General features: G+C 69.4%; 11 protein-coding genes. 4 read left to right on the top strand and 7 right to left on the bottom strand.

The features are described from left to right. The first annotated feature begins 22 nt into the window (after positions 1 to 22). On the top strand, positions 23 to 1,501 hold the full coding sequence (locus tag LRS07_RS02510) for an FAD-binding oxidoreductase (RefSeq protein ID WP_260500454.1): 1,479 nt from the start codon (positions 23 to 25) through the stop codon (positions 1,499 to 1,501). Here the strand turns inward: LRS07_RS02510 and LRS07_RS02505 are convergent. The 4 genes from LRS07_RS02505 to LRS07_RS02490 all read right to left on the bottom strand — a co-directional run bounded on the left by LRS07_RS02505 (position 1,443) and on the right by LRS07_RS02490 (position 7,805). Further along, the gene (locus LRS07_RS02505) at positions 1,443 to 3,038 is read right to left on the bottom strand and encodes a SpoVR family protein (RefSeq protein WP_260500453.1); all 1,596 of its coding nucleotides are present in this window, start codon (positions 3,036 to 3,038) and stop codon (positions 1,443 to 1,445) included. The genes LRS07_RS02510 and LRS07_RS02505 overlap by 59 nt on opposite strands. 108 nt (positions 3,039 to 3,146) lie before the next feature. Continuing rightward, on the bottom strand, positions 3,147 to 4,430 hold the full coding sequence (locus LRS07_RS02500; RefSeq protein ID WP_260500452.1) for a YeaH/YhbH family protein: 1,284 nt from the start codon (positions 4,428 to 4,430) through the stop codon (positions 3,147 to 3,149). Positions 4,431 to 4,542: 112 nt separating this feature from the next. Beyond that, positions 4,543 to 6,468, bottom strand: coding sequence for a PrkA family serine protein kinase (locus LRS07_RS02495; protein WP_260500451.1), 1,926 nt, complete (start codon positions 6,466 to 6,468; stop codon positions 4,543 to 4,545). A gap of 425 nt (positions 6,469 to 6,893) precedes the next feature. Next, on the bottom strand, positions 6,894 to 7,805 hold the full coding sequence (locus LRS07_RS02490; protein WP_260500450.1) for a ParB/RepB/Spo0J family partition protein: 912 nt from the start codon (positions 7,803 to 7,805) through the stop codon (positions 6,894 to 6,896). Positions 7,806 to 7,896: 91 nt separating this feature from the next. Between LRS07_RS02490 and argC the strand changes: the two genes are divergently transcribed. Further along, the gene (argC, locus tag LRS07_RS02485) at positions 7,897 to 8,847 is read left to right on the top strand and encodes an N-acetyl-gamma-glutamyl-phosphate reductase (protein WP_260500449.1); all 951 of its coding nucleotides are present in this window, start codon (positions 7,897 to 7,899) and stop codon (positions 8,845 to 8,847) included. Positions 8,848 to 8,875: 28 nt separating this feature from the next. Here argC and LRS07_RS02480 read toward each other — a convergent pair whose 3' ends face one another. From LRS07_RS02480 to mnmG, 3 genes are all read right to left on the bottom strand, one after another. Beyond that, positions 8,876 to 9,640 (bottom strand): ParA family protein, encoded by a 765-nt coding sequence (locus LRS07_RS02480; RefSeq protein WP_260500448.1) that lies wholly within the window; start codon positions 9,638 to 9,640, stop codon positions 8,876 to 8,878. 77 nt (positions 9,641 to 9,717) lie between these two features. Continuing rightward, positions 9,718 to 10,407 (bottom strand): 16S rRNA (guanine(527)-N(7))-methyltransferase RsmG, encoded by a 690-nt coding sequence (rsmG, locus tag LRS07_RS02475; RefSeq protein WP_260500447.1) that lies wholly within the window; start codon positions 10,405 to 10,407, stop codon positions 9,718 to 9,720. After that, positions 10,400 to 12,370: a tRNA uridine-5-carboxymethylaminomethyl(34) synthesis enzyme MnmG gene (gene mnmG / locus LRS07_RS02470; RefSeq protein ID WP_260500446.1), complete on the bottom strand. Its 1,971-nt coding sequence runs from the start codon at positions 12,368 to 12,370 to the stop codon at positions 10,400 to 10,402. Before mnmG ends, rsmG begins: the two co-directional genes overlap by 8 nt. 80 nt (positions 12,371 to 12,450) lie before the next feature. On the opposite strand from mnmG, the gene LRS07_RS02465 reads away from it, so the two are divergent. Further along, positions 12,451 to 12,711: a YkgJ family cysteine cluster protein gene (locus tag LRS07_RS02465; RefSeq protein ID WP_260500445.1), complete on the top strand. Its 261-nt coding sequence runs from the start codon at positions 12,451 to 12,453 to the stop codon at positions 12,709 to 12,711. 74 nt (positions 12,712 to 12,785) lie between these two features. Then, complete coding sequence (gene gstA, locus LRS07_RS02460) at positions 12,786 to 13,397, top strand: glutathione transferase GstA (RefSeq protein WP_260500444.1); 612 nt, start codon at positions 12,786 to 12,788, stop codon at positions 13,395 to 13,397. Positions 13,398 to 13,400 lie beyond the last annotated feature (3 nt).

Raw genomic sequence — 13,400 nt, 5'->3', positions numbered from 1 at the left:
TGAGCCGCCAAGGAGACCCGCCATGAACGCCGCCCTGCCCGGTCACGTGCTGCCCGCCGAACGAAGGGACCTGCCGGCCGACCTGCTGGCCGCGCTGCGCCAGCGCTTCGGCGAGCGCTGCAGCACCGCCACCGCGGTGCTGGCGCATCATGGCCGCGACGAGTCGCCCTACCCCGTCATGCCGCCCGACGCGGTGTTGTACTGCGAGAGCACCGACGAGGTGGCCTTCGCGGTGGCGCAGGCGGTGGCGCACCGGGTGCCGGTGATCCCGTACGGCGTCGGCTCCTCGCTGGAGGGCCACACCCTGGCGCTGCAGGGCGGCCTGTGCCTGGACCTCACGCGCATGGACCGCATCCTGCGGCTGGACGCGGAGGACCTCACCGTGACCGTGCAGCCGGGCGTCACCCGCCGGCGGCTGAACGACGAGATCCGCCACAGCGGCCTGTTCTTCCCCATCGACCCGGGCGCCGACGCCACGCTGGGCGGCATGACGGCCACCCGCGCCAGCGGGACCAATGCGGTGCGCTACGGGACCATGCGCGAGAACGTGCTGGCGCTGGAGGTGGTGGTGCCGCACGAGGCCGACGGCGCGCGGGTGCTGCGCACCGGCACCCGCGCACGCAAGTCGTCGGCCGGCTACGACCTGACGCGGCTGTTCGTCGGCAGCGAGGGCACGCTGGGCGTGGTGACCGAGGTGACGTTGAAGCTGCACCCGTTGCCGGAGGCGGTGTCGGCCGCGGTCTGCCACTTCGCCACCGTCGACCAGGCGGTGCAGACCACCATCCGCATCATCCAGCACGGCATCCCCATCGCCCGCTGCGAACTGCTGGACGCGCACGCGGTGCGCGCCGTCAACCGGCACGACAAGCTGGCGCTGCGCGAGACGCCGCTGCTGCTGATGGAGTTCCACGGCAGCCCGGCCGGCGTTCAGGAGCAGGCGGCGGCGGTGCAGGCGCTGGCCATGGACGAGGGCGGCGAGGACTTCGACTGGGCGACCACGCCGGAGGACCGCACCCGCCTGTGGACGGCCCGGCACCACGCCTACTTCGCCGCGCTGCAGATGCGCCCGGGCTGCCGCGCGGTCACCACCGACGCCTGCGTGCCGATCTCGCGTCTGGCCGACTGCATCGGCCAAACGGTGCAGGAGGCGGACGCCAGCGGCCTGCCCTACTTCATCGTCGGCCACGTCGGCGACGGCAACTTCCACGTCGGCTACCTGATCGACCCCGACCGGCCCGAGGAGCGCGAGCGTGCCGAAGCGCTGAACACCGCGCTGGTGCGGCGCGCGCTGGCGCTGGAGGGCACCTGCAGCGGCGAGCACGGCATCGGGCTGCACAAGATGGGCTTCCTTCGCGAGGAAGCCGGCGACGCGGCGCTCGACCTGATGCGCGGCATCAAGCGCAGCCTCGACCCGCTGGGGCTGATGAACCCCGGGAAGGTCTTCAGCTCTGCGCCGGTGCCGGCACCGACCAGCGGCGGCCGACGTCGCCCTTGCCGTTGACGCTTTCCAGGTGCACGCCGAAACCCCAGAGCCGGGCCACGTGCTTGAGCACCTCCTGCGCGCTGTCGGCCAGCGGCCGGTCGTTGTGCTGCGTGTGGCGCAGCGTCAGCGACCGGTCACCGCGCAGGTTGACGTTCCACACCTGGATGTTGGGCTCGCGCGAGCCCAGGTCGTACTGCCGTGACAACGCCTCGCGCAGCCGGCGGTAGCCCGAGTCGTCGTGGATGGCGGCGATCTCCAGCTCGCTCTGCTTCTCGTCGTCGAGCACCGCGAAGAACCGGAAGTCGCGCATCAGCTTCGGGCTGAGGTACTGGCCGACGAAGCTCTCGTCCTTGAAGTTGCGCATGGCGTGGTCGAGCGCCGGCAGCCAGTCGCTGCCGGCCAGGTCGGGGAACCACTGCCGGTCCTCGTCGGTGGGCGCCTCGCAGATGCGCTTGATGTCGGTGTACATCGCGAAACCCAGCGCATAGGGGTTCAGGCCGCTGTAGCCCGGGTGTCCGGGGGTTGGCTGGAACACCACGTTGGTGTGCGACTTCAGCCACTCGATCATCACGCCGTCGGTCAGGTGGCCGTCGTCGTACATGGTGTTGAGCAGGTGGTGGTGCCAGAAGGTGGCCCAGCCCTCGTTCATCACCTGCGTCTGCCGCTGCGGGTAGAAGTACTGCGCCACCTTGCGCACGATGCGCACGATCTCGCGCTGCCAGGGCTCCAGCAGCGGCGCGTTCTTCTCGATGAAGTACAGCAGGTTCTCCTGCGGCTCGGAGGGGAAGCGCTTCTCCGGCGCGCTGCCGTCCAGCTTCTCCGCCTTGCGCGGCAGGGTGCGCCACAGCTCGTTGACCTGCAGCTGCGCGTAGGCCACCCGGTCGGCACGGCGCGCCTGCTCGGCGGCCAGGCTCAGCTTCTGCGGCCGGCGGTAGCGGTCGACGCCGTGGTTGGCCAGCGCATGGCAGCTGTCGAGCACCTCTTCCACCGCGTCGATGCCATAACGCTCCTCGCATTCGGCGACGTAGTTCTTCGCATAGACCAGGTAGTCGATGATGGACGACGCGTCCGTCCACATGCGGAAGAGGTAGTTGCCCTTGAAGAAGCTGTTGTGGCCGTAGGCCGCATGCGCGATCACCAGCGCCTGCATGGCCAGCGAGTTCTCCTCCATCAGGTAGCTGATGCAGGGGTTGGAGTTGATGACGATCTCGTAGGCCAGGCCCATGTGGCCGCGGCGGTAGTTCTTCTCCGTCGAGATGAACTCCTTGCCATAGCTCCAGTGCCGGTAGTTCACCGGCATGCCGACGCTGGCGTAGGCGTCCATCATCTGCTCGGCGGTGATGACCTCCAGCTGGTTCGGGTAGGTGTCCAGCCCGAAGCGCTGCGCCGTCCGGCGGATGACGTCGTGGTAGTCGTGGATGAGCTCGAAGGTCCAGTCGCTGGGCGCCGGCAGCGGACGCTCGGGGCGCGGGCCGGGTGGCAGTGGCTGGCGCAGGTGCCGGGGCGGCTTGCTGCCCGGCGTCGCAAGGATGTCGATCGGGTTGTCGGCGCTCATGTCCGCCCCTTGTCCGACGGGTACGTCGGCCGATCCCCGAGGAGATCGCGAGCCGGCTTGGGAGCGGCCCGGCGCTCGGCCCGCGCAGGCGCGTTGGCATCGGATGCGTCACGCGGGCGCCCCTTCCTTCTTGAACAGGTCTCGGAAGACCGGGTAGATCTGCGACGCCTCGGTGACCTTGCGCATGGCGAACTGCGGCACGGTGCCGACCAGCTGGGTGTACTCCTCCCACAGGTTCTGCTCCTCCTCCGCCACCTGCACGTAGGCGTAGTAGCGGCACAGCGGCAGCAGCTTGGCGGCCAGCAGTTCGCGGCAGCGGCCGCTGTCGTGGTGCCAGTTGTCGCCGTCGCTGGCCTGCGCGCCGTAGATGTTCCATTCGCCGCTGGGGTAGCGCGCCCGCACGATCTCCTCCATCAGCACCAGCGCCGACGAGACCACCGTGCCGCCGGTCTCGGTGGCGTGGAAGAAGTTGTGCTCGTCCACCTCCTGCGCCTGGGTGTGGTGGCGAATGAAGACGATGTCGATCTTCTCGTAGTGCTTGGTGAGGAACAGGTACAGCAGGATGAAGAAGCGCTTGGCCAGGTCCTTGCGCGACTCGTCCATCGAGCCCGACACGTCCATCAGGCAGAACATCACCGCCTTCGAGGTGGGCACCGGCACCCGCACCCGGCTGCGGAAGCGCAGGTCGATCGGGTCCAGGTAGGGGATGCGCTTGATGCGCTCGCGCAGCACCTTGACCTGCTCGCGCAGCGCCTCCAGCGACGCCAGGTCCGGTGCCTCGGCCTGCGTGCGCTCCAACGCCTCCAGCTCGGCCTGCAGCCGCTTCAGCTCGCCGCGCGCGCCCGCGCCCAGTGCGATGCGCCGGCCGATGGCGCCGCGCATCGAGCGCAGCACGTGCAGGTTGTTCTGCGTGCCGTCGCTGGTGAAGCCGGCGCGCTGGCTCTTCCACTCCGGTGTCTCGGCCAGCTGCGTGCGCACCAGGTTGGGCAGCGCCAGGTCCTCGAAGAAGACCTGCATGAACTCTTCCTTGGACAGGTGGAAGACGAAGTCGTCCTCTCCCTCGCCCTGGTCGCTCGCCTGCCCCTTGCCCGAGCCGCCGCCCCCACCGCCCTTCGGCCGTGCGATGCGGTCGCCCTTCAGGTAGTCGGTGTTGCCGGGATGCACCATCTCGCGGCTGCCCCCCTGGCCATGGCCGAACACCGGCTCGCTGATGTCGCGCTTCGGGATGTGGATGTCCTCCCCGCGCTCCAGGTCGCGGATGCCGCGGCCGTCCACCGCGCGGCGCACCGCCTCGCGGATCTGGCCCTTGTAGCGACGAAGGAAACGCTCGCGGTTGCCGATCGACTTGTTCTTGCCTGCCAGCCGCCGATCAATGATGGATTGAACCGTCATGCAAGCCTTCAGATGGTGGTGGCCGCGCCGCCGGTCGAGCGCCGGGCCGCCCCGAGCCGGCCCGCGTGTCCCCTCGGGAGACCGGTCGATGTACTCAGCGGACGAGGGGCTGTCATGAACTCTTGCGCACGCGCAGGTACCACTCGCACAGCAGCCGGACCTGCTTGGGCGTGTAGCCCTTGTGCACCATGCGGGTGACGAAGTCTTCGTGCTTCTTCGCGTCCTCGGCGCTGGCCTTGGCGTTGAAGCTGATGACGGGCAGCAGTTCCTCGGTGTTCGAGAACATCTTCTTCTCGATCACCGTGCGCAGCTTCTCGTAGCTGGTCCACGCCGGGTTCTTGCCCTGGTTGTTGGCGCGGGCCCGCAGCACGAAGTTGACGATCTCGTTGCGGAAGTCCTTCGGGTTGCTGATGCCGGCGGGCTTCTCGATCTTCTCCAGTTCCGCGTTCAGGGCCGCGCGGTCGAACACCTCTCCGGTGTCGGTGTCGCGGTACTCGTGATCCTGGATCCAGTAGTCGGCGTAGGTGACGTAGCGGTCGAAGATGTTCTGGCCGTACTCGCTGTAGCTCTCCAGGTAGGCGGTCTGGATCTCCTTGCCGATGAACTCGGCGTAGCGGGTGGCCAGGTGCTCCTTGATGTACGCCAGGTACTTCTGCTCGACCTCGGCCGGGAACTGCTCGCGCTCGATCTGCTGCTCGAGCACGTACATCAGGTGCACCGGGTTGGCGGCCACCTCCTGGCTGTCGAAGTTGAAGACCTTGGACAGGATCTTGTAGGCGAAGCGGGTGGACACCCCGCTCATGCCCTCGTCGACACCGGCGTAGTCGCGGTACTCCTGGTAGCTCTTCGCGCGCGGGTCGGTGTCCTTCAGGTTCTCGCCGTCGTAGACCAGCATCTTGCTGAACAGCGACGAGTTCTCCGGCTCCTTCAGCCGGGTGAGGATGGCGAACTGCGCCATCATCTTCAACGTGCCCGGCGCACACACCGCCTTGGCCAGCGAGGAGCCGCGGATCAGCTTCTCGTAGATGCGGATCTCTTCCGACACCCGAAGGCAGTACGGCACCTTGACGATGTAGATGCGGTCGAGGAAGGCCTCGTTGTTCTTGTTGTTGCGGAAGGCCTTCCACTCGCTTTCGTTGCTGTGCGCCAGCACGATGCCGTCGAAGGGAATGGCGCCGAAGCCCTCGGTGCCCTTGAAGTTGCCCTCCTGCGTGGCCGTCAGCAGCGGGTGCAGCACCTTGATCGGCGCCTTGAACATCTCGACGAACTCGAGCAGGCCCTGGTTGGCCAGGCACAGGCCGCCGGAGTAGCTGTAGGCGTCGGGGTCGTCCTGCGCGTAGGTCTCCAGCTTGCGGATGTCGACCTTGCCCACCAGCGAGCTGATGTCCTGGTTGTTCTCGTCGCCCGGCTCGGTCTTGGCGATGCCCATCTGCTTGAGGATGGACGGGTAGCGCTTGACCACCTTGAACTTGCGGATGTCGCCGCCGTACTCCTCCAGCCGCTTGACCGCCCAGGGGCTGAGGATGCGGTTGAGGTAGCGGCGCGGGATGCCGTAGTTCTTCTCCAGGATGGCGCCGTCCTCGTCGGGATCGAACAGCCCCAGCGGCGACTCGTTCACCGGCGAGCCCTTGATGGCGTAGAACGGCACGTCCTGCATCAGCTGCTTCAGCCGCTCCGCGATGGAGCTCTTGCCGCCGCCCACCGGGCCCAACAGGTAGAGGATCTGCTTCTTCTCCTCCAGCCCCTGCGCGGCATGGCGGAAGTAGCTCACCACCTGCTCGATGGGCTCCTCCATGCCGAAGAACTCGGCGAAGGCCGGGTACACCTTGATGACCTTGTTGGCGAAGATGCGCGACAGCCGCGGGTCGTTGCGGGTGTCGATCATCTGCGGCTCGCCGATGGCCTTGAGCATGCGCTCGGCGGCGGTGGCGTAGGCCACCGGGTTGCGCTTGCACTCGGCGAGGTAGTCCTCGAGCGACAACTCCTCCTCGCGCGTGCGCTCGTAGCGGGCCGTAAAGCTGCTGATCACGTCGTCCATGCGGACCTCCTGTCTGGGACGGCCCGGTGGGTTGTGACGGTGCCCCACCGGTGCCTGGGAAGTTCTGATGAAGTCCCGGCCGTTGCATTGCACGGCCCGGGCGCCATCAGAGCTTTCCGGTCTTCAGTGACGTGGTCGCGGAGGCGACGGGAGCCCAGAGCTTCGGGTCGCCGGGGAAGGCGCGAGACCCCAAAAAGAACAGCCATTGGCACCCTCTTCGCCCCGCCCCTCCCGATGCCCAAAACTCAGCAAGGACCGTGCCCTTAAGCGGGGCGCGCGTCAAGCGGAATGCCTTGATCAACGCACCACCCCGTTGTACGCCGATGGTGCTTGCACCGATTCCCACACGGTGGCTAACCAACCGCGGCGCAAGGGCTTGGCCGGCTGGACTTGCGTTGCGAATCGGCCCTGCCGTGGGCCGCGCGTCAACCGTCCTGCTCGACACCCAGGCGGGCCAGCAGGCCCTGCAGCTCGTCCAGCGAGGCGAACTGGATGGACAGCTCCCCGCCCGCTTCCGATCGCCGTCCGCGGCGCGCGGCCAGGCGGATTTCCACCTCGGCGGCCAGCGCATCGGACAGGGCCTCCTCCAGCCGCACGATGTCGCGCGGCTTCTCCTGCTTGACCCGCAGCAGCGGCGCCTGGCGGCCTGCCGCCGCGCCGCCACGGGCGACCAGCCGCTCGGCATCGCGCACCGTCAGCTTGCGGGCGACGATCTCGTGCGCCGCCATCACCTGCTGCGCGTTGTCGAGCGGCAACAGGGCCCGGGCATGGCCCATGTCCAGGTCGCCGGCCATCAGCAGCTGCTGCACCGGCGGCGCCAGGTTGAGCAGCCGCAGCAGGTTGCTGGCCGCGCTGCGCGAGCGGCCCACCGCCTGGGCGGCCTGCTCGTGGGTCAGGCCGAACTCCTGCACCAGCCGCTGCAGGCCCTGCGCCTCTTCCAGCGGGTTCAGGTCCTCGCGCTGGATGTTCTCGATCAGCGCCATGACCGCGGCGGCCTCGTCCGGCACCGGCTTGACCAGCACCGGCACCTCGTCCAGGCCGGCCAGCTTGGCGGCCCGTGACCGGCGCTCGCCGGCGATGATCTCGTAGCGGCCCTCGCCCAACGGGCGCACCAGGATGGGCTGCATCACGCCCTGGCTGCGGATGCTCTCGGCCAGCTCGTAGAGCGAGCCCTCGTCCATCCGCGTGCGCGGCTGGTAGCGCCCGGGCTGCAGCTGGTCGAGCTTGAGCACCGTCGGCTCCCCCGGGGCCGCCGCGGGGCCCGGGGTGTCGTTCACCTGGGGGCCGAGCAGCGCCTCGAGGCCGAGGCCGAGGCCCTTGGGTTTCTTCGTCGCCATGCGCGGCATTGTCACCGCAGCATGCCCGTCATCACCCCTGACGTATCCTTGCCGCCCCTTAGTCCCCGGTGGCGTTGCCAGAGGTCCTGTCATGAAGCACACGGTGTTCGTCGATGGCCAGGAGGGCACGACGGGCCTGCGCATCCACGAGGTGCTGGCCGGTCGGCCGGACATCGAACTGCTGCGCATCGATCCCGGGCGGCGCAAGGACACGGCCGAGCGCAAGCGGTTGCTCAACGCCGCCGACGTGGCCTTCCTCTGCCTGCCCGACGATGCCGCGCGCGAGGCGGCGGCGCTGGTCGACAACCCGCGCACCTGCCTGATCGACGCCAGCACGGCGCACCGCACGGCGGCGGACTGGGTCTTCGGCCTGCCGGAGCTGGCGCCGGGCCAGCGCGACCGGCTGCGGGCCACCAAGCGCATCGCCAACCCCGGCTGCCATGCCACCGCCTTCATCCTGCTGCTGCGCCCGCTGGTGGACGCCGGGCTGGTCGCGCCCACGGCGCAGGTCACCGCCACCTCGATCACCGGCTACTCCGGCGGCGGCAAGAAGATGATCGCCGAGTACGAGGCGGGCGGCGACCCGGTGCTGCAGGCGCCGCGGCCCTACGGCCTGGGCCTCGCCCACAAGCACGTGCCCGAGATGGCCTTCCACGGCGGGCTCACCGCCCGGCCGATCTTCATGCCGGTGGTGGCGAACTTCTACAAGGGCCTGGCGGTGACGGTGCCCCTGCAGCCCGGACAGTGGCGCGACGGGGCGACGGCGCAGGACGTGCAGCGCGCCTACGAGGCGCACTACCGCGGCGAGCGCTTCGTGCGCGTGATGCCGTTGTCCGACCCGGCGACGCTGCAGGCCGGCGGCTTCCTCGACGTGCAGGCCTGCAACGACACCAACCGGGTCGACCTGTTCGTCTTCGCCCGCGAGCGCCAGCTGCTGCTGGCCGCCCGGCTGGACAACCTCGGCAAGGGCGCCAGCGGTGCGGCGGTGCAGTGCATGAACGTCCACCTCGGGGTGGACGAAGGGCTGGGGCTGGTCGCCTGACCGGTCCGGGCGGCAGCGGTTGCGGCGGCTAGCCGAGCCGCTGCACCATCTCGCGCGCGAACTCGACGAAGGCCACCGCGCCCTTCGACGCGGGGTCGAACACCACGCCCGGCTGGCCATAGCTGGGCGCTTCCGCCAGCCGCACGTTGCGCGGGATGACGACGTTGAACACCTTGTCGCCGAAGTGCGACTTGAGCTGCTCGCTGACCTGCTGCTGCAGCGTGATGCGCGGGTCGAACATCACCCGCAGCAGGCCAATCAGCGCCAGGTCCTTGTTGAGGTTGCTGCGCACCTGGCGGACGGTGTTGACCAGGTCGCTCAAGCCCTCCAGCGCGAAGTACTCGCACTGCATCGGCACGATGACGCCGTGGGCGCTGCAGAGACCGTTCAGGGTCAGCAGGCTGAGGCTGGGCGGACAGTCGATGAGGACGAAGTCGTAGGCCGCGTCCACCGCCTTCAGCGCCCCGCGCAGCCGCTCATGCCGCCGCTCGAGCTCGACCAGTTCCACCTCGGCGCCGGCCAGTTCGCGGTTGGCGCCCAGCACGTCGTAACCGCCCTTGGGCGAGCGCTGGCGCGCGTCCTCGACGGTCGCGGACTCCAGCAGCACCTGGTAGACCGACAGCGCCAGTTGCCGCTTGTCGACGCCCGACCCCATCGTGGCGTTGCCCTGCGGGTCCAGGTCGACCAGCAGCACCCGCTGGCCCAGGTGCGCCAGGCCGGCGGCCAGGTTCACCGCGGTGGTCGTCTTGCCGACGCCACCTTTCTGGTTCGCAATGCAAAAGATTCGGGCCATGGCGTAGGGGCAGACGGCAGCGCGCCGGCAAGGGCCATCGCACGCTGGACCGGCAGAGGGTAACGCAGAAGATCGGGCTAACGCCGATCGGCGGCGCGGTGCATCCAGACGATGCATCGGGCGGCGTCCAAGCCCGGCACCACCAACGGTTCCACGTGAAACACCGCCGCGGATGTCAGCCCCTCGATCTCCTGTTCGGCGGATGAGGCCTTGAGCGCCGCCCAGACGCCGTCCGGTGCCAACGCCCCGGCGGAGAGCCGCACTAAATCGGACAGGCTGGCAAACGCCCGGCAGGTGACCAGGTCGTAGGGCCCGGGTAATGCCTCGACCCGCGAGTGCACGGCCCGCAGGTTGGGCAACCGCAATTCCATGGCGAGCTGGCGGATGAACGCCGCCTTCTTGCCCACCGTGTCCACGCAGTCGACTTCCAGCTCGGGCCGGAGGCTGGCGATGACCGCCCCCGGCAGTCCGCCGCCACTGCCGACGTCAAGCACACGCAGGGCACGACCGCCGGTCCAACGGACCAGCGCGGGCACCGCCGCCAGGCAGTCCGCCAGATGCAGCCGCACCATGTCCGCCGGGTCGCGCACGGCGGTCAGGTTGTAGGTCCCGTTCCACTGGCACAGCAGCCGCAGGTGCGCGAAGAGGCGGTCCTGGGTAGCGGCATCCTCCGGCAGGGACAGGGCGCGGAGCGCTTCTGCGATCGCCGTGCGTTCGGGCTCACCAGGCGCGCGTGGGCGGCGGTCGCCGTGAGGCGCCTTAGCCACCCGCGGGCTCGACCGTATCCGTCGCGCCGGCGGACCGCCGCAGCGATCCCTTCTTCAGGTGCACCAGCAGCAACGACAACGCCGCCGGCGTCACGCCGGGCACCCGCGACGCCTGCCCCAGCGTCTGCGGCCGGTGCTGGTTCAGCTTCTGCCGCACCTCGAAGGAAAGCGCCCGGATGGCGCCGTAGTCCAGGTCCGGCGGCAGCGCGAGCTGCTCGTAGCGGGCCACCCGCTGCACCTCGTCCTGCTGCTTGTCGATGTAGCCCGCGTACTTGACGGCCACCTCGACCTGCTCGATGACCGCCTGCGCCGCATCAGCGCCCAGTTCGGACGAAAGAGCTTCCCGCGCCTCGGCGCCGGCGGCCAGGCCGGCGGCGCCCGCCACCCGCGCGACGGCGTCGAAGTCCATCCCTGGCCGTCGCAACAGTTCCAGCAGGCTCGCCTCGTGTTCGAGCCGCTTGCCCAACAACCGGGTCGCCGCCTCGTCGTTCAGGAGGCGCGGATTCACCCACGTCGACGCGAGCCGCTGTGTTTCACGTGAAACCGCATCGCGCTTGCGGCAGAACGCATCCCAGCGGCGGTCGTCCACCAAGCCCAGCCGGCGCCCTGCATCGGTCAGCCGCGCATCGGCGTTGTCCTCTCGCAGTTGCAGGCGGAATTCGGCGCGGCTGGTGAACATGCGGTAGGGCTCGCTCACCCCGGCCGTCACCAGGTCGTCGACCAGCACACCGAGGTACGCCTGGTCTCGGCCCGGCACCCAGGGTGCTTCGCCTCGCGCCTGCAATGCGGCGTTCAGGCCGGCGTGCAGCCCCTGGGCCGCCGCTTCCTCATAGCCGGTGGTGCCGTTGATTTGGCCGGCGAAGAACAGGCCCGCGATGGCCTTGGTCTCGAAGTTGGCCTTCAGCGCCCGGGGATCGAAGTAGTCGTACTCGATGGCGTACCCCGGCCGCAGGATGTGGGCGTTCTCCAGGCCCACCATCGACCGGACCGCCGCCAGCTGCACGTCGAACGGCAACGAGGTCGAGATGCCGTTCGGGTACACCTCGTGCGTGGTCAGCCCTTCCGGCTCCAGGAAGATCTGGTGCGAGCCCTTGTCGGCGAAGCGGTTGACCTTGTCCTCGATGCTCGGGCAGTAACGCGGCCCCACGCCCTCGATCACGCCGGTGAACATCGGGCTGCGGTCGAAGCCCGAGCGGATGATCTCGTGCGTGCGCTCGTTGGTGTGGGTGATCCAGCAGGGCACCTGCCGCGGATGCTGGTCGGCGGAGCCGAGGAAGCTGAACACCGGCACCGGGTCGAGGTCGCCGGGCTGTTCGGTCAGCCTGGAGAAGTCGATCGAGCGGCCGTCGATGCGTGGCGGCGTGCCCGTCTTCAGCCGGCCCTGCGGCAGCTTCAGCTCCTTCAGGCGCGCCGACAGGGTCACCGCCGGCGGGTCGCCGGCGCGGCCACCGGCGTGGTTCTGCAGGCCGACGTGGATGCGGCCGTCGAGGAAGGTGCCCGCCGTCAGCACCACGGTGCGCGACCGGAAGCGGATGCCGACCTGCGTCACGGCGCCGACCACCCGGTCGCCCTCGACCAGCAGGTCGTCCACCGCCTGCTGGAACAGCCACAGGTTGGGCTGGTTCTCCAGCCGGCGGCGGATGGCGGCCTTGTAGAGGATGCGGTCGGCCTGCGCCCGGGTGGCGCGCACCGCCGGTCCCTTCGACGAGTTGAGGATGCGGAACTGGATGCCCGACTCGTCCGTGGCGGCGGCCATCGCACCGCCCAGCGCGTCCACCTCGCGCACCAGGTGGCCCTTGCCGATGCCACCGATGCTGGGGTTGCAGCTCATCTGGCCCAGCGTCTCGATGTTGTGGGTCAGCAGCAGCGTCGCGCGGCCCATGCGCGCGGCGGCCAGCGCCGCCTCGGTGCCGGCGTGGCCGCCGCCGACGACGATGACGTCGAATTCCTGGGGATAGAGCATGCCGAATTGTAGGAAGCAGGCCCTTCCCTCACGCGGTCAAGGCGCCGCCAGAATGCACGCCAGCGCCCCCTTGCCCCGCGATGTCCCACCCCTGCCGCCCCCGCTGCGCCGCCTGCTGCACCGCGCCCTCGATCAGCAGCCCGATCCCCGGCATGCCCCATGGCAAGCCGGCCGGCGTGCGCTGCGTGCAGCTCGACGGCGACGACCGCTGTGCGCTGTTCGGCCGCCCGGAACGGCCGGCGGTGTGCGCCTCGCTGGCGCCGTCGGCCGAGATGTGCGGAGCGGACCGCACGCACGCCCTGCACTGGCTGGCCCGGCTGGAGCTCGCCACCGCGCCATGACGTGACGCCTCGCGGTCCGCCGGCAGCCGCTATGGTTTGCGCCGTCTACACCCCCTTCGAGGAGAACCCACCACATGAAGCTCTACCACGCCCCCGGCGCCTGTTCGCTGTCGCCGCACATCGTGCTGCGCGAGGCGGGCCTGCCGTTCGACCTCAAGCTCGTCGCCATGAAGACCAAGACGCTGGCCGACGGCACCGACTACACCACCATCAATCCGAAGGGCTATGTGCCCCTGCTGGAGCTGGACGGCGGCGAACGCCTGACCGAAGGCCCGGCCATCGTGCAGTGGATCGCCGACCAGGTGCCCGACAAGCAGCTCGCCCCGCCGCCCGGCACCCTGGCCCGCTACCGTCTGATGGAGTGGCTGAACTTCATCACCGCCGAACTGCACAAGGGCTTCTCCCCGCTGTTCAATCCCGCCGTGCCGGCGGAGGTGAAGGCGGTGTTCCAGGCGAAGCTGCTCGAGCGGCTGGCCTGGGTCGACGGCGAACTGGCCGGACAGCGTTTCCTCCTGGGCGACACGTTCACCGTGGCGGACGCCTACCTCTTCGTCGTCGCCGGCTGGACACGACCGACGAAGATCGACGTCTCGCACCTGGCGCACCTGGGCGGCTTCATGACGCGCGTCGCCGAGCGGCCGGCGGTGCAGGCCGCCCTGAAGGCCGAGGGCCTGCTGCCCCACTGAGGG

Origin of the sequence: Aquabacterium sp. J223 (genome assembly GCF_024666615.1) — a bacterium.
In the GTDB taxonomy this organism is placed as follows: domain Bacteria; phylum Pseudomonadota; class Gammaproteobacteria; order Burkholderiales; family Burkholderiaceae_C; genus J223.
This window is presented reverse-complemented; position numbering and strand designations above follow the sequence as displayed.